Origin of the sequence: Pseudomonas nunensis (assembly GCF_024296925.1) — a bacterium.
Lineage (GTDB): Bacteria > Pseudomonadota > Gammaproteobacteria > Pseudomonadales > Pseudomonadaceae > Aquipseudomonas > Aquipseudomonas nunensis.
Genome location: NZ_CP101125.1, coordinates 5,881,542 through 5,900,962 on the forward strand (window position 1 = coordinate 5,881,542; position 19,421 = coordinate 5,900,962).

A 19,421-nucleotide genomic window follows, 5' to 3' on the forward strand; every position below is an offset into this window, starting at 1 on the left:
CTCACGAAGGAACGAGCATGCCCCACACTTCGATTTTCGCCCTGGTTCTTGCATCGCTGCTGCTGAGCGGATGCGGCAAATTCCCTGACGAACCGCCGCTGCTTGCGGTGCATTCCACTGTTCAGCCAGACATCGCCAGCTGACTACGGCACCAGCACCGCCACCCGCAGTTGCTCATTCAATGCCTGCTCATGAAACACCCGGCTCTTGCTGGCCCACGCGGCATAGGCCGGGCTGATTTCGCCCGTGAACGCCGCCGCCAACTGACGTAAATCAGCGACGCTGCGCACACGCGGGCAGAAGGGTTGGCCATCACAGTTCTGGCTGGCATTGCGGTAGGTGGTCAGCAACCGATCCCACAACCCGTCACGCACTTGTCGTACCGACTTGAGCTTTACCGTGTGCACGCCCAAGCGTTGTTTCAGGCCGGGTTCGTCCAGCGCTTCGCTGTCCAGCAGCGCCTTGCCGACCATCAGCACTTCGGCGCGGGACGCAGTATCGACGTCAGCCTGGCTGGTGAGCGCATCCGGCCAACCGGTGCGATCCATATTGTCCTGAACCATCGAACCGGCCACGTCGGTGGCGCCCGTCAAACGACAAACACCTGCCCACAACAACAAAATCGAGGCCATACGTAGCCATTGCATACCTAATTCCCTTTAAGCGTTGGTCAGACGTTTGGAAACGCCCTACAGATTCTGGCGCGCACCTTACAGAGGTTCACCGCGTAATGCCTGACAAACCCGTGGGAAATTTTACTGGTAAGGGTTTTACGGTAAAAAACCTCGGGGAATGCGTAGGCCGGGTCCGAAAACACGGGTAAAACCCCTACGATTTCTGTCCATCGTGGCCATATTGCGGCGCCGTTCCAGGCCCTTCTATAGTCTGCGGCGCGGCTGAAACGGTGTCTCGGCCTGCCGTGATTTCACACAGGAGAAACCTCGATGGACACACCTTGCACGCTGACAAATCGCTTTCACCCACTCAAGTCCAGTTACAGCGACACCCCCGTGCTGGTCATCGACACCGAAGCCGATCCACACGAAATCCTCGACGCCGCCCGCCAACGCATCCGCGCCGCCAGCGATTTGCTTGAGACGCTTTATTGCCAAAGTTTCAAAGAGGCCGACCCGAGCGATATCCCAAACATCATCAACGCCCTGTACTTGCTTACCCAGGACGGCAACGAACTCCTGGAAGTTGCCCGGCAGCGCTTGCCGAAGACCACTACAGAATCCGGCCTGGTGTAGGAGCGAGGCTTGCCCGCGAAGAACGAAAACCCGGTGTACCCGATGAAAACAAAAATGCCCGATGCCCGATGCCCAACAACATCAACATCAACATCAACTGCTCGAAAAAGAAGCCTACGACGCGTGGTTCAGAGCTCAGGTACAAGCCAGCATCGACGACCCGCGCCCAAGCATTCCAGATGAAGAAGCCAGACGCATATTTGCAATCAAACGGGAGAAATTGCGACATGGGAAAAAGCTGTAGGCAATGCCCTGCCGAAGCTTCATCCCGTTCCTACAAACGAGGACTCCTTATCGCCTATCGCCGCCCTGTGGCTCAAACCTATAGTCGGAGTGTCGCTGCCAAATCAGCGACTCGGGCTTGGTCACCCGAAAGAGAGGACGCATATTTCCAACTCAATAGAGGTGTTCCTCAGTGACATCATTAAATTCGTTGTTTGATCGCTACCGCCCACTACAAACCAACCTCACCGATTCCCCGCCCCTGATCATCGACACAGAAGCCAACCCCCAGGACATACTCGAAGCCGCCCTCCAGCGAATCCGAGCCCCAGCGACCTCCTCAAAACCCTGCACTGTACCTGCTTCAAACACGGCGACGTCGAAGACATCCCGCACATCACCCACGCGCTCTACCTGCTGAATCAGGATGGCTGCGACCTATTGAAAGTCGCCCAGCAACGCATGATGGGATGGAAAGCACCTGCCTGACACCGAGTGAAGATCGTTCCCGCGCTCCGCGTGGGAATGCCTCAACGGACGCTCCGCGTTCGGCTCTTGGCACGCAGAGCGTCCCGGGCTGCATTCCCACACGGAGCGTAGGAACGATCAAAACCTGAGCATAACCATGAGCCAGTTTTTTGATGACCTAATGGAAAGCATGCAACAGATGAACGAAATCCTACGCGGTGCGCGCCAGCCTTCCCGCGAATATCAGGTTCGCTGTGTTGATCAACATCCAACACGCCGCGAAATCAGGCTTAATCCACCTCATCGAACTGCCCCTGACGGAACACGCACCATGAACCTCGCCCCCAACTTCCCCGACGACCACGCCATGCACCTGCTCATGCAGCTGCTGCACGAAGAACTCGGCCTGCCCGAACGCAAAGCCATCAGCCTCGCCACCTCGATCAACTTCGACCTCGGCTGCGACGGCGCCGATGCGCGACAACTGATGGAGGCGCTGGAAGAACAGTTTGGGATCGACTTGGTCGACTACGACGCCTACCGCTACTTCCAACCCGAAGGGTTCGATGTGCATCTCAAGCGCCGGGCGAAGGGTCGAGGTGACAAAATCCCGCTGACCATCGGCATGCTTTACCAAGCGGTCAAGGTGCAACAGTGGGATACGCAAGCTCTGGAATCTCTCCAGCGAAATACATAAATGGCATTATTCTGGCTGTTTAGCAGGCATTCGGTTGGAATAATGGCAGTTATAAAAATTAATTCCGGCCTCGACCGTTTGCAGCGGTACCGAAGGCCGTGCCTTGCAACACCCTGCAAATCACTACATAAGTGCTATTATTCTGGTAGTTAAAGCCAAATAATGAAGGAATAATGGCATATGGCTAAGAAAACAGCGCCTCTCATGCCATCCGCATCCAGACTGCTCGCGGAGTTTGGCGAACGCCTGAAACTCGCTCGACTGCGTCGCAGGCTGACCGCAAAGCAAGTCGCTGAAAGGGCTGGCATGTCGCTGACAACGCTTCGCTCTCTGGAGTCCGGCGCTTCAGGCGTGACGATGGGCGCCTATATGTCTGTGATGCAGGTTCTGGGCTTGGAGAAAGACTTGAGTAAGCTCGCAGCAACCGATGAGTTGGGACGCCAGCTGCAAGACGCGCGCTTAACTCCACAAGCGAACGCAGCAGCCGGTAAACGCCAACGAGTACGCAAAGTGACCTCCACGAAGGCGTCGTCACCAATTCGAGACAGGACGGAGGAAGCATCGGAAAGCCCCATTTCCGATTCGGATATTGAGGTTGATTTCCCGTTGAACACTCACTCGTTTTCCAAGTTGTTCACCACGAAGAAAACCAAACCCGGGACGGATTGAAAATGACACTGATCGCGGTGTATGCCGATTGGGAAACCCTGAACGGACCAAGGCGGCTCGGGTTTCTCCATGCCCGAAAAGCTCGCTCCAACAACGTGTTCGAATTTGAATACGACCCTACCGCTTTGGCCGATCCCGAATTGAACTTCACGACGCTGGATCCCCGCATCGGGCTCTTCGAAGGACGGCAATTCCCTGGCCAGCACCAGACTCGCTTCGGCGCTTTTGCCGACTCAAGCCCGGATCGCTGGGGCCAGTTGCTAATGAAACGCCGCTTGGAGCGGGACATCCGCGAAGGACTTGTCCCGAAGGGCACAAAGCTCTACGAGTCGGATTACCTTCTAGGCGTTCACGACCTCTATCGAGTCGGTGCTATCCGCTACAAGTTGAATGATGAAGGTAGTTTTCTGGACGATCGAGATGGGTTGGCAGCGCCGCCCTTTATCAAGTTACGGGAGCTGGAACAGGCAAGTCGCGCGCTGGAAAACGATCCAGACAACACCTCGCTCGATGGGCGCGAGTGGTTGAGAATGTTGATTGCACCCGGTGGCTCACTGGGCGGCGCCAGACCCAAGGCCAGCGTTGCTGACAAGAACGGTCATCTGTGGATCGCCAAGTTCCCGAGTACACGCGACGACTATGACGTCGGCGGATGGGAATTCGTGGTGAACGCCATGGCGAAGCAATGTGGTCTGCGCGTGGCTACGGGAATGGCGCAGCGCTATGCGAGTGACCATTACTGCTTCATGGTCAAACGCTTCGACCGCACTGCAACGGGAGGGCGACTGCATTTCGCTTCAGCCATGACCATGACCGACCGCGTAGACGGTGATGATGCGTCAGTAGGCGCTAGCTACCTTGAGTTGGCAGAAGTACTCGTGCAGCACGGTTCAGAGCCCGACGAAGATCTCCGCGAATTGTGGTCACGGATTGTGTTCAACATCTTGGTTTCAAATACCGACGATCACATGCGCAACCATGGCTTCCTTCTTGATCCGGGTCGTGGGTGGCGCCTGTCTGATGCCTACGACATGAATCCGGTCGCACATGCCGATGGATTGAAGCTCAACATTACCGATGCCGACAATGCGCTGGATCTCGAAATCGCTCGCGAAGTCGCCGAAATCTTCCGTGTTAGCCGTGATGATGCACAGGAGATTATTGAGCGTTTCCAAGAAGTGGTGAGCCAGTGGCCAAAAGTGGCCAGTGCTGCGGGGCTGTCGAAACGGGAGCAAGACAACATGGCTTCAGCGTTTCGGCTATCAGGAAAATAGCTGAGAGCCCTCCTCTTATCATCGAACAAGATACCTATCGCTACTTCCAACCCGAAGGCTACGATGTGTTCCTCAAACGCGGGGCCAGGGGTCGCGGCGACAAAGTCCCGTTGACTATCGCATGCTCTACCGCTGGAACACTCAGGAGCTGGAAAGCCTCTAAACGTGCGCAGCGAACACCTATAAGGACATAGCGTGGACGTACTGATGGGTTTACTCGCCGCCCTGCTCTGGGGTGGTACGGATTTTCTCGTGGGCCTGAATGCCCGCGCAGTCGGCGTCAAAAGGGCCGTGTATTTCGGGCAGGCACTGGGCTTCACGATCATGAGCCTGTTGCTGATCGCCGTTCCCAGCTTCATCTTCAAATCCATGGCTGCACCACTCAACGTCTGGTTAATCGGCGTTGGCGCCGCCATCCTGACCGTGTCCGGTGCCCTGGCGCTGTCCAAAGCCTTCGCCCTCGGCAAAGCCTCCATTGTCGCGCCGCTGGTGACGTCCTACGGCGTGGTCACGACATTGCTGTCCTGGGCTGGCGGTGAGCAGATCAGCTTGATTCAACTGCTATGCATTGGCCTGTGCGTGCTCGGGGTGATTCTTTCCAGCATTCACTCTGACCCGAAGATTCCACACACCACACAAGCCAGCAGTTCGATTGCCTACGCATTGTTGGCAGCCAGTTTCTACGGCACCAGTTTTTGGTTGCAAGGACACTTCGTCCTTCCTGTTCTTGGGCCAGTGACGATGCTCTGGCTCGCTTATCTGGTTGGGCTGATCGTGCTGGTGCTCATCGTGATCAAAATAAAGGACGGCTTGAAAATCCCGCCCCTGAAAAACTGCATGACGCTGACGGGTGCAAGCCTGATGAACCTGGGTGGTTTTTCGTCATTCGCCTGGGGCGCGGTGGCCGGATCAGTTTCGGTTGTGACCGTGATCAGCACATTGTCGGGCGGTATTGCGGCGATTTTGGGTTATGTGTTTTTCAAGGAGCGATTGGCCAAGGTACAAGTGCTGGGCGTTGTTTTGGTCTTGGTTGGCGCATTAGTTCTGCATCTAAAAACCTGAAGCGCACGCTAATTCCTGTGGGAGCGGGCTTGCTCGCGAAAGCGGTAGAGCCGTCAGCATCAATGTTGAATGAATGACCGCTTTCGCGAGCAAGCCCGCTCCCACAAGTAATCTCCGTTACCTTCAGGACTAAACAGCGCCCACAAAAAAGCCGCCCCTAAGAGCGGCTCTTTAACTGCGTCAGACCAAGCCTTACAGCTTAGGCCCAGCAGCCTTGATCGCATCACTCACTTCAAACTTCTTGAAGTTCTCAACAAACAACCCAGCCAACGCCTTGGCAGCTTCATCGTAAGCAGCCTTGTCAGCCCAGGTATTACGCGGGTTCAACAGGCCAGTCTCGACACCAGGAACAGCCAACGGCACGTCCAGGTTGATGGTGTCCAGGTGCTCGGTTTCAACACCGATCAACGCACCGCTCTGGATCGCTGCAATCACGCCACGAGTGGTCGGGATGTTGAAGCGTTTGCCGACGCCGTAGCCGCCGCCGGTCCAACCGGTGTTAACCAGGTAGACCTTGGAGCCGAAGCCGCGGATGCGCTTGATCAGCAGTTCTGCGTATTCGCCAGCCGGACGCGGGAAGAACGGTGCGCCGAAGCAGGTGGAGAAGGTGGACTTGATGCCGCTGCCGGAACCCATTTCGGTCGAGCCCACCAGTGCGGTGTAGCCGGACAGGAAGTGGTAGGCCGCTTGTTCTTCGCTGAGGATCGAGACTGGCGGCAGGACGCCGGTCAGGTCGCAGGTCAAGAAGATCACAGCGTTTGGCTCGCCACCGAGGTTCTGCTCGGAGCGCTTGGCAACGTGTTCCAGCGGGTAGGCGGCGCGGCTATTCTGGGTCAGGCTGACATCGGCGTAGTCGGCGTGCTTGGCGTCGTCGATGACGACGTTTTCCAGCACAGCGCCGTGCTTGATGGCTTTCCAGATGACCGGCTCGTTCTTCTCGGACAGGTCGATGCACTTGGCGTAGCAGCCGCCTTCGATGTTGAAGACAACGCCTTCGCCCCAGCCGTGTTCGTCGTCACCGATCAGGTAACGGCTTTCGTCGGCGGACAGGGTGGTTTTACCGGTGCCGGACAGACCGAAGAACAGGGTCACGTCGCCTGCTTCGCCGATGTTGGCGGCGCAGTGCATCGGCAGCACGTCAGCGGCCGGCAGCAGGAAGTTTTGCACGGAGAACATGGCTTTCTTCATCTCACCGGCGTAACGCATGCCAGCGATCAGCACTTTCTTCTGTGCGAAGTTGAGGATCACGCAACCGTCGGAGTTGGTGCCGTCACGCTCAGGCACGCATTCAAAGTTGGCTACGTTGAGTACTTGCCACTCGTCACGACCGGCCGGGTTGTACTGCTCCGGGTTGATGAACAGGCAACGACCGAACAGATTCTGCCAGGCAGTCTGGGTGGTCATCTTCACGGCCAGGTAGTGGTCTTCAGCCGCACCTACATGCACGTGGGAAACGAAATGCTCTTGCGCGTTGTTGAACGCCTCGACGCGAGCCCACAGGGCATCGAACTTGTCGGCCGGGAACTTGCGGTTGATCGGGCCCCAGGCGATGGAAGCCGAAGTGGACGGCTCGTCAACGATGAAACGATCGACTGGCGAGCGGCCGGTGCGGTGACCGGTGCGAACAACCAGCGCGCCGGTATCGGCAAGCTCGCCTTCACCGCGATTCAAGGCTTCTTTTACCAGATCATCAACACTCAGATCGGTGTACACGGCGTTATTGGCTTGCGTCATGAGATTCCCCGTCGGCCAGTGGCCGAGTGTGCTCCAAACGTTTTGTAGTAGAAAGTCGTGCACTACTACCGCGACAAAAAGTGGGCCGGATTATGCCAGAAAAGCCCAAAAAGAGTAGGGCCCTCCCGTCGTAACGGCGTTATTCCGGCGCTAACCAGTGAATTTACCTGCGCTGAACCGTTTTAGTGCCGGGTATCTGACGGCGTATCGACACCCGCGCCAGCGAACAATTGAGTGATATCCGCTGCATCGAACAGGTAGCGCTGGTTGCAGAACTGGCAATCGATCTCGATGTGGCCGCCGTGTTCGATCACCAGCGACTGGGCATCTTCCAGACCCAAGCTGACCAGTGCATTGGCAGAACGTTCGCGCGAGCAGCTGCAACGGAAGCGCAGTCTTTGCACATCGAACAGGCGCACCTGCTCTTCGTGGTAGAGGCGATGGAGCACGGTTTCATTGTCCAGGCTGAGCAATTCATCGGCGGTCAGGGTGCTGCCCAGCGCGGTGATGTGCTGCCAGCTGGCGGCGCGTTCTTCTTCGTCTTTCAGACGGTCGGCGGGCAATTGCTGCAGCAGCAGGCCACGGGCACGACGGCCATCGGCGTACAGCCAGAAGCGCGTGCCGACCTGCTGGGACATGACGAAATAGTTGGTGAAGCACTCGGACAGGGTTTCGCCGTCGAGGTCGACGATGCCCTGGTAACGCTGGCCCTGGGTCGGGTCGATGGTCAGCGCCAGCACGCCGTTGGGCATGAGGTCAGCGAGGGTCGCGTCGGGCGCGATCTGGTCGGCTTCGTAGCGGGCCAGGCCACGGATTTCGCGCTCGCTGGAGCACTCGATCATCAGCAACGGGATCGGTCCATCGGAACGCGCTTGCAGGATTAGCAGTCCATCGAACTTAAGGGTGCCGACCAGCAACGCGGCGGCGGCCATCAGCTCGCCCAACAGTTGCGCGACCGGCTCTGGGTAGGGGTGTTTTGCCAGCACTTCGGCATAGCTACGTTCCAACGCCACCAGCTCGCCGCGGGTGTCGCTGTCATCGAAGATGAAGCGTTGGGTGAAGTCGGAATCCGGTAGATCGGTCATAGGTCTGGGTATCTGAAGTGATGACAATTTAGTTACAAGTAGTGACAATTACGCTTCGCGGCACCGCTTTGGTGCGCAATGTTCAGCCATTGGAGGCATTTTATGAACAATCCGGGTTTGTTCCAAGCAAGGTGGAACCTGCGCCGGCTGGTTTTGTGCAATTTTGTGCCTTTGGCACTGTTGGCATTCTGGTTATGGCCTACGGGTCAGATGTTGTGCGTGATTTTCGACGAGTGGCTGTTTCACCTGCTCAATGCTCCATTGGCCAGCAACCCGATATGGCTCCACATCTGGGCAATTGCAAGTCTGCGTCCATTTGATGCGGTGGTTGGGGTGATTCTGCTGACGCTGCTGATCAAAGGCGATTGGGTGTTCGAGGCCATCGACGTACGCCGGGCATTTTTCGGCTTTCTAGCGATTCTGCTGTTGCTGCTGTTTATCCGCATGCTGTTCTCGAAATTCGCCGACTACATGGACTGGCAGCACAGCAGCCCGTCGATGATGATCAACGGCGCCGTGCACATGAGCGACTATTTCCCCGAGCTTGAGAGGACGTGGCAACTGAAGGATCGCTCGAGCCAGAGCTTCCCCGGTGATCACGCTTCCGTGCTGTTGATCTGGGCGATGTTCATGACGGTATTCAGCCGTGGCACCGGACAGACCCTGACGATCTGGGGCCTGGCGCTGCTGTTCATGATGCCGCGACTGGTGGCCGGCGCGCATTGGGGCCAGGACGATTACATCGGCGGCGTGTTGCTGGCGGTGTGGGCGTTGGGCTGGGGTTACTACACACCGTTTGCGTATCACGTTTCGGAATTTTTCCTGAAAGTGACGGCACCGCTGTTCGGGCTGCTGGGGAAATTGCCGGTGGTTTCGCGGATGAGTGTGGTGCGTAGCGCCTGATACTCCGCAGCGGCCAGCGAGTGCTGCGCACTCGTTCGCGAGCAGGCTCGCTCCCACATTGGAATGCGTTTCCCCTGCGGGAGCGGGCTTGCTCGCGAAGGCGTCAGCCCAAATAACACATAACCAACTGATTCACTCGTCGTTGCTACTGCCGCGAAACTTGAACAAATCCCGCCGCTGTTTCTTGCTCGGCTTGCCGTCGGTGCTCACACCCAGCGACCCGGCCTTGCGCATCGCCGCGGCCGCTTCACGCTTGGCGACGCTCGCTTCGGTCTCCGCATACAGCGTCTGCGCCTCTGGCGCGCCACGGCGCACGATCGACAGTGCCTGGACCACGACCGTTTTTTCCTCGAACCCAATGCGGATCTGGAACTCATCGCCGATGCGCGGTTCCTTGCCCGGTTTGCATCGCTCGCCCCGACAGTGCACCTTGCCACTCTCGATCGCCGATTTGGCCAACGCACGGGTTTTGTAAAAACGCGCGGCCCACAACCATTTATCGAGACGGACCTTGTCGTCCTCTTCCTGTTTTTGTGCCATATGAATTCCTCTATCCGCCAGTAGTCGGAACTGTACTACCGTTTCTGTCGGGCGCAAGAACTCGGCCCTCCAGATAGAATGTGATCGTGGCCGGTTCACCGGCATGGAGTGATCGAGTGACTATATTCCCCTCTTCTTTGACCTCACCCAAAACCGGTTGCCAGGGCTGCCAGCAAAGCGAGGCGCTGGGCTTCGATTTTGCCTTCGCCTACCAACCGATCGTCGACCTGCGTGACCAATCGATTTTCGCCCACGAAGCGCTGGTCCGTGGGCTGGCGGGTGAAGGCGCGTTGTCCGTGTTAGATCAGGTTACAGAAGAGAACCGTTACCGCTTCGACCAGCTCTGCCGGACCCGCGCCATCGAAGGCGCGGCGAATCTAAATATGCAGACACACTTGTCGATCAACTTCATGCCCAACGCCGTCTATCGTCCAGAGCTATGCATTCGCAGCACCCTGGAGGCGGCAAAAAAACACAATTTCCCGATTGACCGACTGATTTTCGAAACACTGGAAAGCGAGCACGTAGATAACTATCGCCATTTGACCAATATTCTGCGTGAATACCGCGAATTCGGCTTCAAGACCGCCATCGATGATTTCGGTGCCGGTTATTCGGGGCTCAATCTGCTGGCTGATTTCCAACCGGACCTGATCAAACTCGACATGGCGCTGATCCGCGATGTCGATCGCGACCGTGTTCGTCAGGCTATCGTTCGGGGGATTGTCACAATCTGTGCGGAGTTGGACGTTACAGTCATTGCCGAAGGCATTGAGAGCGCTGGTGAACGGGATTTCCTGGCGGACTGTGGAATATTTCTGATGCAGGGTTACTGGTTCGCCAAACCTGCATTCAAAGCGTTGGCTCAGGTAACGCCTGAAGCCTGGACGCGTTAATCGCCGGTTTTTTCCTATTGAAGACATTTGACCATTTGACCGTTGTCGGTCTGCGCGAGTGGGTGGCGCTCCCGGATCTGGGAGTCGCGGGCCTTCGGGCAAAAATCGACACCGGCGCCAGCACCTCCAGCCTGCATGCCACCGACATCGAGACATTCGAGCGCGACGGGCAGGAATGGGTGCGCTTCACCGCACACCTGGGCACGGTGGTGCAATTGCGCCACCGCCGCTGCGAGGCGCCGCTGGTGACGATGAAAACCATTAAAAGCTCCAACGGCCACGCGCAGATGCGCTACGTGGTCAGCACCACCCTGGCCCTCGGTGATCGGGTCTGGCGGGTCGAGTTCACGCTCGCCTGCCGCAAGTCCATGCGTTATCGCCTGTTACTCGGTTCCAAAGCCCTGATCGACGGCCAGTTGGTGGTCAATCCGGGAATCAAATATGTACAAGACAAGCCGGTGTTCCCGGTATCTACCTCCTCCACAGGTGTTGCATGAAGATCGCTGTGCTGTCGCGAAACCCGCGTCTGTATTCCACCCGTCGTCTGGTCGAAGCCGGTATCGAGCGTGGCCATGAAATGGTGGTGATCGACACCTTGCGCGCCTACATGAACATTGCCAGCCACAAGCCGCAGATCCACTACCGCGGCAAACCGCTGGAAGGTTTCGATGCGGTGATCCCACGGATCGGTGCCTCGGTGACGTTTTATGGCTGCGCGGTGTTGCGCCAGTTTGAAATGATGGGGGTGTTCCCGCTTAACGAATCGGTGGCCATCGCCCGTTCGCGGGACAAACTGCGCTCGTTGCAATTGCTGTCGCGCCGGGGGATCGGTTTGCCGGTCACCGGGTTTGCCCACTCGCCGGACGACATTCCCGACCTGATCGACATGGTCAACGGCGCACCACTGGTGATCAAGGTGCTGGAAGGCACCCAGGGCATCGGCGTGGTGCTGTGTGAAACCGCGACGGCGGCAGAGTCGGTGATCGAAGCGTTCATGGGCCTGAAGCAGAACATCATGGTCCAGGAATACATCAAGGAAGCCGGCGGTGCGGACATTCGCTGCTTCGTGGTCGGCGACAAGGTGATTGCGGCGATGAAGCGCCAGGCCAAGCCTGGGGAGTTCCGCTCCAACCTGCATCGCGGCGGCAGTGCGAGCCTGATCAAAATCACCCCGGAAGAACGCATGACGGCGTTGCGGGCAGCCAAGGTGATGGGTCTGGCGGTGGCGGGTGTGGATATCCTGCGCTCCAATCACGGGCCGCTGGTGATGGAAGTGAACTCGTCGCCGGGGCTGGAAGGGATTGAAACCACCACCGGCAAGAACGTGGCAGGGATCATCATTGAGCATCTGGAGAAAAATGGCGGGCCGAATATGACGCGGACCAAAGGCAAGGGTTAAACCTCAAATTTATGGCGGCTGGAGGGCCGCCTTCGCGGGCAAGCCTCGCTCCTACAGGTGATCAGAAATCCATGTAGGAGCGAGGCTTGCCCGCGAAGAGGCCCGAAGCCCCAACGATGATGCCAGTCTCTTAAACCGCATCCCGCGGCAACATCAACCCCAACGGCAACCGCACCCGCGCTTCCAGCCCGCCACCCGACCGGTTACGCAACTCAACATTCCCGCCATGCATCGAAGCAATCCGCTTCACGATCGCCAGGCCCAACCCGGTGCCCTTCCCGCCCCGCGCCCGATCTCCACGGGTGAACGGGTTGAAGATCGCCTCCAGCTCCGACGGATCAATCCCCGCCCCACGGTCCATCACGCTCAGCACCACATACGGCGCGCTGGTGTCGCCGGACACATAGGCCGCCACCTCAACGCCACTGCCCGCATGGTGCAAGGCGTTGCCGATCAGGTTGTTCAGCAAGCGTTTCATCGACACCCGACGCAACGGAAACGGCTGAATCGGTTCCAGGCGCAAGCGGACTTTTTCTTCGTTCTGGTTGTACGGCGCGGCGACTTCGCGCACCAGGTCGCTCAGGTCCACCTCTTCTACCGACTCGTCACGACCGTCACGAATGAACGCCAGGAACTGGTCGAGAATCGCGTCCATGTCCTCAATATCGCGAACCATGTCGTCCGACAGATCGCTGTGATCGCCCATCAACTCCAGGGACAACCGCAAACGGGTCAGCGGCGTGCGCAAATCGTGGGACACCCCGGCCAACATCAACTCACGCTCGCGACCGGCCTGCTCGACGTCTTCGGCCATCTGGTTGAAGGCGCGGTAAACCTCGGCCATTTCACTCGGCGTGTCGCTGATCGGCAGGCGCACGCTGCGGCCCTGGCCAAGTTGCCTCGCGGCATAGACCAAACGTTTCAAAGGTTGATTGAGCTGGCTGACGAAAATCCACGCCGAGGCGGTGGACAACAAGCCGATGGCGAGGAACCAGCCGAGTACGTTCCAGATTTTCTGGCCACGCAACGGATGCGGGTACAGCGGCACTTTCAGCCAGCCATCGCCAAGGCTAGGCGCCCGGACCCACAGCGCCGGCGGCGAGTGCATGCGTAACCGGACTTCGGTGTCGGCACCCAGCTCCGCCTGCATTTGCCGCTGATAGATTTCGCTGTACGGCCAGTGTTGTTCGCCTTCCGGCACACCGGCGCCGACCACCCGGATCAGGGTCGCCGCATCCGCGATTTTCGTGCGATTTTCTTCATCGGCGGCCCAATAGGCCCTTAGCGTCAGGGCGACGCCGTGGCTGTATTGGCGGTCCACCAGCACGTCCTCGTTCATCAACAGATAAACCAGGGTCAGCGCCTTGGAGAACAGCACGACGATCAGCACCAGCCACAGGGTGCGGGAGAAGAAACTCTGGGGGAACCAAACGGGGGTTTTCATGGATAACCGCTACACACTTGCAGGAGCGAGCGATGCTCGCATATTGCGGATCGCGAGTCTGCGGACAAACTCGTCCGCAAGACCCGCTCCTACAAATCGCCGATCACTTTGTGGCGGCGCCATCCGGAACGAACACGTAGCCCACGCCCCAGACAGTCTGGATGTAGCGTGGTTTGGATGGATCAGGCTCGATCATCCGGCGCAGACGGGAAATCTGCACGTCGATGGAACGCTCCAGGGCATCCCACTCGCGACCACGGGCCAGGTTCATCAGTTTGTCGCGCGTCAGTGGCTGACGAGCGTTCATGACCAGGGCCTTGAGCACCGCGAACTCACCGGTGGTGAGCATGTGCACTTCATCGCCGCGCTTCAGTTCGCGGGTGGCCAGAGACAGTTCGTAGTCACCGAAGGTCACGCTTTCATCTTCGCTGCCCGGTGCACCCGGCACTGGCGCAGCCTGACGACGCAGGACCGCTTTGACCCGGGCCATCAGCTCATCCGGGTTGAACGGCTTGGCCAGGTAATCGTCGGCGCCCAGTTCCAGGCCCTTGATGCGGCTCAGCTCATCACCCTTGGCGGTGAGCATGATGATCGGAATCTGATTGTTCGCGCCACGCAGACGGCGGCAGGCGGTCAAACCGTCTTCGCCCGGCAACATCAGGTCGAGAACAACCAGATTGAACACTTCACGCGCCAGCAAGCGATCCATTTGTTCGGTGTTCGGTACGGCGCGGGCACGGTAGCCCTTGCTGACGAAAAAGCGTTCCAGCAGGCTGCTCAGCCCTGGATCGTCATCAACAATCAGAATTTTTTCGCCTTCAGCATTGTTTGCAGTGCTGCTCATTAGATGCTCCTTTTAGCTCGGCGCGCATTATGGCGTAGCTGCCGTTATACGCACCGTGTGCATTGTTAGCAGATTTTTCCTTCACTACCAGAAAACCGGCCTTTTTGCCTACAGAGCGCAATGCCCCCGAATGACAGAACGCTGGTTATAATGCGCGGCGTTTTGTGTCAGGCAACGTCTGATCGTTACTGTGGAAGGCCCTTTTTATTTTCATGGCCGGCGCAGTAATTGTTCGATTTCACGGGTCAACGGGATGCCTGTTGACCCAGGTAGCGGCGCAGGCCAGGCCGCTCAACCAGTCTCGCCGAGCCTTTATCCCTGCGCCTGCGAGCCTGCTTTCACAATTTGTCAGGTGGTTTTATGGACAGCATCAACAGCCGCATCGCCGAGGAACTCGGTGTACGCCCACAACAGGTCGAAGCGGCCGTCGCGCTACTCGATGAAGGCTCTACCGTTCCCTTCATCGCCCGCTACCGGAAAGAAGTGACCGGCAGCCTCGATGACATCCAGTTGCGGCACCTGGAAGAGCGCCTGCGCTACCTGCGAGAACTCGACGAACGGCGCATCAGTATCCTGGCGAGCATCCAGGAGCAAGGCAAGCTGACCCCGCAACTCGAGCGCGACATCAAACTCGCCGACACCAAGACCCGCCTCGAAGACTTGTACCTGCCGTACAAGCAAAAGCGCCGTACCAAGGGCCAGATTGCCCTGGAAGCCGGCCTCGGCGACTTGGCCGACGGCCTGTTCAACGACCCTAGCCTGACCCCGGACGCTGAAGCCGCACGCTTCGTCGACGCCGAAAAAGGCGTGGCCGACGTGAAAGCCGCGCTCGAAGGCGCCAAGTACATCCTGATGGAACGCTTCGCCGAAGACGCCGGCCTGCTGGACAAGCTGCGCAGCTACCTCAAGCAGGAAGCCACTCTCAGTGCCCGCGTAATTGCAGGCAAGGAAGAGGAAGGCGCCAAGTTCCGCGACTACTTCGAACACGATGAACCGCTGAAAAGCATGCCGTCGCACCGCGCGCTGGCGATTTTCCGTGGCCGCAACGAAGGCATCCTCAGCTCCGCGCTGAAAGTCGGCGACGAACTGCCAGGCACCATGCACCCGTGCGAAGGCATGATCGGCCAGCAATTCGGCATCCAGAACCAGAACCGCGCCGCCGACAAATGGCTGGGCGAAGTGGTGCGCTGGACCTGGAAGGTCAAGCTCTACACCCACCTGGAAACCGACCTTCTGGGCGAACTGCGCGACGGCGCCGAGACCGAAGCGATCAACGTTTTCGCGCACAACCTGCACGACTTGCTGCTGTCGGCCCCGGCCGGTCCGCGCGCAACCCTGGGCCTCGACCCAGGCCTGCGCACCGGTTGCAAAGTCGCCGTGGTCGATTCCACCGGCAAGCTGCTGGATCACGCCACGGTTTACCCGCACGTGCCGCACAACAAGTGGGACCAGACCATCGCGATTCTGGCTGCCCTGTGCGCCAAGCACGCGGTTGACCTGATCGCCATCGGCAACGGCACCGCCAGCCGTGAAACCGACAAACTGGCCGCTGAGCTGATCAAAAAATACCCAGCGATGAAAATGACCAAAGTCATGGTCTCCGAGGCCGGTGCATCGGTTTACTCGGCGTCGGAACTGGCTTCCAAGGAATTCCCGGATCTGGACGTGTCGATCCGTGGCGCGGTGTCCATCGCTCGCCGTTTGCAGGATCCACTGGCCGAACTGGTGAAGATCGATCCGAAATCCATCGGCGTCGGCCAGTACCAGCACGACGTGTCGCAGCTGAAACTGGCGCGCGGCCTGGACGCTGTGGTCGAGGACTGCGTAAACGCCGTGGGCGTGGACGTGAACACTGCTTCCGTGGCGCTGCTGGCGCGCATCTCCGGCCTCAACGCGACCCTGGCGCAGAACATCGTCAGCCACCGCGACGAGCACGGTGCGTTCAAAACCCGTGCAGCACTGAAGAAAGTCGCGCGTCTGGGCGAAAAAACCTTCGAACAAGCCGCCGGTTTCCTGCGCGTCATGAACGGCGACAACCCACTGGATTCGTCGGCGGTTCACCCGGAAGCCTATCCGCTGGTGCAGCGCATTGCCGCTGAAACCGACCGTGATATCCGTTCGCTGATCGGCGACGCGAGCTTCCTCAAGCGCCTCGATCCGAAGAAGTACACCGACGAGACTTTCGGTCTGCCGACGGTGACCGACATCCTGCAAGAGCTGGAAAAACCTGGCCGTGACCCGCGTCCCGAGTTCAAGACCGCCGAGTTCCAGGAAGGCGTCGAAGACCTCAAGGACTTGCAACTGGGCATGATCCTCGAAGGCGTGGTAACCAACGTGACCAACTTCGGCGCGTTCGTCGACATCGGCGTGCATCAGGACGGTTTGGTGCACATCTCCGCGCTTTCGGAGAAGTTCATCAAGGATCCGCGCGAAGCGGTGAAGGCCGGTGACGTGGTGAAAGTGAAGGTCATGGAAATCGACATCCCGCGCAAACGCGTAGGCCTGTCGATGCGCATGAGCGACACGCCGGGCGAGAAAATCGACGGTGCCCGTGGTGCGCGTCCGGGTTCGGCCCCGCGCCAGTCCCAGAACAGTGCGCCACGCAAGGAAACCACGGCAGCGGCCCCGGCCAACAACGCCATGGCTTCGCTGTTCGCCAACGCCAAGCAGTTGAAGAAGCGCTGATGGAAATCCCTGCCGGCCTGACCGAAAGCGCTTTTTTCAAGCTGCTGGGGTGTCGCTTGCACAGCCTGGAAACCGGGGTGGCGCAAGTCGCCCTGGGGCTTGAGCCAGAGCTGCGCAATCGCGGCGGCAAGCTGCACGGCGGGGCGTTGTTCAGCCTGGTGGACATTGCCATGGGGCTGGCCTGTTCCAGCACCCACGGCTTTGACCAGCAGAGCGCGACCATCGAATGCAAGATCAACTACATTCGCGCGGTTTCCGAGGGCGAAGTGATGTGCACGGCGCGGGTGATCCACCCGGGCCGGCGCACATTGGTAGTTGAAGCCGACGTGATGCAAGGCGACAAACTGGTCGCAAAAGCACAAGGCACGTTCGCTGTCCTGTAGCTAGACGTCATCGATTTGAGTTAATTTCAGCGCTGTGACCGCAGCGCCGAAACTCCCTGTGGGAGCGGGCTTGCTCGCGAAGGCGGTGTATCAGGCAATTTATGTGTTGACTGACACTCCCTCTTCGCGAGCAAGCCCGCTCCCACATTGATTGCGGCTCGTTCCAAAACCAGGCGAAAACGCCAGTTTTAACTTCACCCTTGTAGACCGTCTTGCCCACCCCCATATTGGGGCGACTGACGCGTGAAGGAATCCAACTTGAGCGAACTTCTCAACCGCCGCCTGGCTCTGCTTGGCGAGCGCGCTAACCTCTCTCTGCTCGAACAGTGCCTTCACGGCATCGAACGTGAATGCCTGCGCGTGACCGACGAAGGTCGCCTGGCGCAAACGCCGCACCCGGAAGAATTGGGTTCCGCGCTGACCAACGAACAAATCACCACCGATTATTCCGAATCGCTGCTGGAGTTCATCACGCCTGCCCTGCCCGACCCGGCAGACACTCTGGCGAGCCTGGACAGCATTCACCGTTTTGCCTACAGCAAGCTCGGTAGCGAGTTTCTGTGGAGTCCATCGATGCCGTGCCCGTTGCCGGCCGAGGAAGACATCCCGATCGCCTATTACGGCACCTCCAACATCGGTCAGCTCAAGTACGTCTACCGCAAGGGCCTGGCCCTGCGTTACGGCAAGACCATGCAGTGCATCGCCGGGATTCACTACAACTTTTCCCTGCCGGAAAAGCTCTGGCCGCTGCTCAAAGAGGCTGAAGGCTTTGTCGGCACCGACCGCGACTATCAGTCGTCGGCCTACATCGCGCTTATCCGCAACTTCCGTCGCTACAGCTGGCTGCTGATGTACCTGTTCGGTGCCTCCCCGGCCCTGGACGCCGGTTTCCTGCGCGGTCGTTCGCACCAGTTGGAACAACTGGACCCGGACACCTTGTACCTGCCGTACGCCACCAGCCTGCGCATGAGTGACCTCGGTTACCAGAGCAACGCCCAGGCCGGCCTGACGCCGTGCTACAACGATCTGGCGAGCTACACCGACAGCCTGCGCAAAGCGGTGGCCACGCCTTACGCGCCGTACGTTGAAGTCGGCACGCACAAGGACGGTGAGTGGGTTCAGCTCAACACCAACATCCTGCAGATCGAAAACGAGTACTACTCCAACATCCGCCCGAAACGCGTGACCTACACCGGCGAACGGCCGATCCAGGCGCTGGTGGCTCGCGGCATTCAGTACGTCGAAGTGCGCTGCCTGGACATCAACCCGTTCTTGCCGATGGGCATCGACCTGATCGAGTCGCGGTTCCTCGACGCGTTCCTGTTGTACTGCGCGTTGAACGACAGCCCGCTGCTGACCAATGGCAGCTGCGGTAATGCGACTTCGAACTTCCTCAGCGTGGTCAAGGAAGGTCGCCGTCCAGGCCTGCAATTGCAGCGCGACGGTCAGCCGGTGGACATGAAGGAATGGGCCACCGAACTGCTGGAGAAGATTGCCCCGCTCGCCGCGCTGCTCGATCAGAGCCATGGCGGCGATGCGCACAGCAAGGCGCTGGACGTGCAGTTGGAGAAGGTCAAGGATTCGTCCCGAACCCCATCGGCCCAGGTGCTCGCGGCGATGGCCGAGCATAAGGAAAGCTTTGCCCAGTTCTCCCTGCGTCAGAGCCGGGTGCATGCGGAGTACTTCCGCAGTGAGCCGTTGAGCATTGAAGACCAGGCGAAGTTTGAATCGCGAGCGCGTTCGTCGCTGGCTGAACAGGCGGAGCTGGAGCAGAACGAAGTCGGCGATTTCGATGTGTTTGTCGGGTCGTATCAGGCGAGCATTCTGGCGATCAGTAACTAACCTGCAAAGCAGGTTACCTGTGGG

General features: G+C 58.8%; 20 protein-coding genes and 2 pseudogenes. 16 read left to right on the top strand and 6 right to left on the bottom strand.

Features of this window, described 5'->3' with window-relative positions; genetic code table 11:
- The first annotated feature begins 17 nt into the window (after positions 1–17).
- Positions 18–143 (top strand): hypothetical protein, encoded by a 126-nt coding sequence (locus NK667_RS32600; RefSeq protein ID WP_269084491.1) that lies wholly within the window; start codon positions 18–20, stop codon positions 141–143.
- Here the strand turns inward: NK667_RS32600 and NK667_RS25845 are convergent, their stop codons facing one another.
- On the bottom strand, positions 144–647 hold the full coding sequence (locus NK667_RS25845; protein ID WP_054616527.1) for a hypothetical protein: 504 nt from the start codon (positions 645–647) through the stop codon (positions 144–146). It lies immediately after the preceding gene.
- 297 nt (positions 648–944) lie between these two features.
- On the opposite strand from NK667_RS25845, the gene NK667_RS25850 reads away from it, so the two are divergent.
- The 8 genes and pseudogenes from NK667_RS25850 to NK667_RS25880 all read left to right on the top strand — a co-directional run bounded on the left by NK667_RS25850 (position 945) and on the right by NK667_RS25880 (position 5,642).
- On the top strand, positions 945–1,250 hold the full coding sequence (locus tag NK667_RS25850; protein ID WP_054616528.1) for a hypothetical protein: 306 nt from the start codon (positions 945–947) through the stop codon (positions 1,248–1,250).
- 61 nt (positions 1,251–1,311) lie between these two features.
- Complete coding sequence (locus NK667_RS25855) at positions 1,312–1,494, top strand: antitoxin PaaA2 family protein (protein WP_054616529.1); 183 nt, start codon at positions 1,312–1,314, stop codon at positions 1,492–1,494.
- Positions 1,495–1,665: 171 nt separating this feature from the next.
- Positions 1,666–1,961, top strand: a pseudogene (locus NK667_RS25860) (hypothetical protein).
- A gap of 310 nt (positions 1,962–2,271) precedes the next feature.
- Positions 2,272–2,637, top strand: coding sequence for a DUF1493 family protein (locus NK667_RS25865; RefSeq protein WP_054616530.1), 366 nt, complete (start codon positions 2,272–2,274; stop codon positions 2,635–2,637).
- A gap of 180 nt (positions 2,638–2,817) precedes the next feature.
- Positions 2,818–3,306: a helix-turn-helix domain-containing protein gene (locus NK667_RS25870; RefSeq protein WP_054616531.1), complete on the top strand. Its 489-nt coding sequence runs from the start codon at positions 2,818–2,820 to the stop codon at positions 3,304–3,306.
- A 2-nt stretch (positions 3,307–3,308) separates the two neighbouring features.
- Positions 3,309–4,580 (top strand): type II toxin-antitoxin system HipA family toxin, encoded by a 1,272-nt coding sequence (locus tag NK667_RS25875; RefSeq protein WP_054616532.1) that lies wholly within the window; start codon positions 3,309–3,311, stop codon positions 4,578–4,580.
- Between the two features lie 20 nt (positions 4,581–4,600).
- Positions 4,601–4,743: pseudogene (locus NK667_RS32950) on the top strand (DUF1493 family protein); the annotation flags it as partial.
- Between the two features lie 44 nt (positions 4,744–4,787).
- On the top strand, positions 4,788–5,642 hold the full coding sequence (locus NK667_RS25880; RefSeq protein WP_054616533.1) for a DMT family transporter: 855 nt from the start codon (positions 4,788–4,790) through the stop codon (positions 5,640–5,642).
- A 192-nt stretch (positions 5,643–5,834) separates the two neighbouring features.
- Here the strand turns inward: NK667_RS25880 and NK667_RS25885 are convergent, their stop codons facing one another.
- Together NK667_RS25885 and hslO are read right to left on the bottom strand one after the other, a co-directional pair.
- Positions 5,835–7,376: a phosphoenolpyruvate carboxykinase gene (locus tag NK667_RS25885; RefSeq protein ID WP_054047766.1), complete on the bottom strand. Its 1,542-nt coding sequence runs from the start codon at positions 7,374–7,376 to the stop codon at positions 5,835–5,837.
- Positions 7,377–7,558: 182 nt separating this feature from the next.
- Positions 7,559–8,461 (bottom strand): Hsp33 family molecular chaperone HslO, encoded by a 903-nt coding sequence (gene hslO / locus NK667_RS25890; protein ID WP_054616534.1) that lies wholly within the window; start codon positions 8,459–8,461, stop codon positions 7,559–7,561.
- A gap of 102 nt (positions 8,462–8,563) precedes the next feature.
- Between hslO and NK667_RS25895 the strand changes: the two genes are divergently transcribed.
- On the top strand, positions 8,564–9,364 hold the full coding sequence (locus NK667_RS25895; protein ID WP_054616535.1) for a phosphatase PAP2 family protein: 801 nt from the start codon (positions 8,564–8,566) through the stop codon (positions 9,362–9,364).
- A gap of 132 nt (positions 9,365–9,496) precedes the next feature.
- Here the strand turns inward: NK667_RS25895 and NK667_RS25900 are convergent, their stop codons facing one another.
- The gene (locus tag NK667_RS25900; RefSeq protein ID WP_054047772.1) at positions 9,497–9,904 is read right to left on the bottom strand and encodes an RNA-binding S4 domain-containing protein; all 408 of its coding nucleotides are present in this window, start codon (positions 9,902–9,904) and stop codon (positions 9,497–9,499) included.
- A 116-nt stretch (positions 9,905–10,020) separates the two neighbouring features.
- On the opposite strand from NK667_RS25900, the gene rimA reads away from it, so the two are divergent.
- From rimA to rimK, 3 genes are read left to right on the top strand one after another with little or no spacing between them, the layout of a single operon-like run.
- Complete coding sequence (gene rimA / locus NK667_RS25905) at positions 10,021–10,800, top strand: S6 modification regulatory phosphodiesterase RimA (protein WP_054047775.1); 780 nt, start codon at positions 10,021–10,023, stop codon at positions 10,798–10,800.
- 17 nt (positions 10,801–10,817) lie between these two features.
- On the top strand, positions 10,818–11,297 hold the full coding sequence (gene rimB, locus NK667_RS25910; protein ID WP_054047776.1) for a retropepsin-like aspartic endopeptidase RimB: 480 nt from the start codon (positions 10,818–10,820) through the stop codon (positions 11,295–11,297).
- The gene (rimK, locus tag NK667_RS25915; RefSeq protein WP_054047778.1) at positions 11,294–12,199 is read left to right on the top strand and encodes a 30S ribosomal protein S6--L-glutamate ligase; all 906 of its coding nucleotides are present in this window, start codon (positions 11,294–11,296) and stop codon (positions 12,197–12,199) included. Before rimB ends, rimK begins: the two co-directional genes overlap by 4 nt.
- 130 nt (positions 12,200–12,329) lie before the next feature.
- On the opposite strand, the gene NK667_RS25920 is transcribed toward rimK, so the two are convergent.
- The gene (locus NK667_RS25920) at positions 12,330–13,643 is read right to left on the bottom strand and encodes an ATP-binding protein (RefSeq protein WP_054047782.1); all 1,314 of its coding nucleotides are present in this window, start codon (positions 13,641–13,643) and stop codon (positions 12,330–12,332) included.
- Between the two features lie 103 nt (positions 13,644–13,746).
- Complete coding sequence (gene ompR, locus NK667_RS25925) at positions 13,747–14,487, bottom strand: osmolarity response regulator transcription factor OmpR (RefSeq protein ID WP_054047784.1); 741 nt, start codon at positions 14,485–14,487, stop codon at positions 13,747–13,749.
- A gap of 360 nt (positions 14,488–14,847) precedes the next feature.
- On the opposite strand from ompR, the gene NK667_RS25930 reads away from it, so the two are divergent.
- From NK667_RS25930 to gshA, 3 genes are all read left to right on the top strand, one after another.
- Positions 14,848–17,172, top strand: coding sequence for a Tex family protein (locus NK667_RS25930; protein WP_054047786.1), 2,325 nt, complete (start codon positions 14,848–14,850; stop codon positions 17,170–17,172).
- Positions 17,172–17,555 carry a PaaI family thioesterase gene (locus NK667_RS25935; protein WP_054047788.1) on the top strand — a complete coding sequence of 128 codons (384 nt, stop codon included), beginning with the start codon at positions 17,172–17,174 and terminating at the stop codon, positions 17,553–17,555. The genes NK667_RS25930 and NK667_RS25935 overlap by 1 nt, the downstream gene beginning before the upstream one ends.
- 258 nt (positions 17,556–17,813) lie before the next feature.
- Positions 17,814–19,397 carry a glutamate--cysteine ligase gene (gshA, locus tag NK667_RS25940; protein WP_054616536.1) on the top strand — a complete coding sequence of 528 codons (1,584 nt, stop codon included), beginning with the start codon at positions 17,814–17,816 and terminating at the stop codon, positions 19,395–19,397.
- Positions 19,398–19,421: the final 24 nt, after the last annotated feature.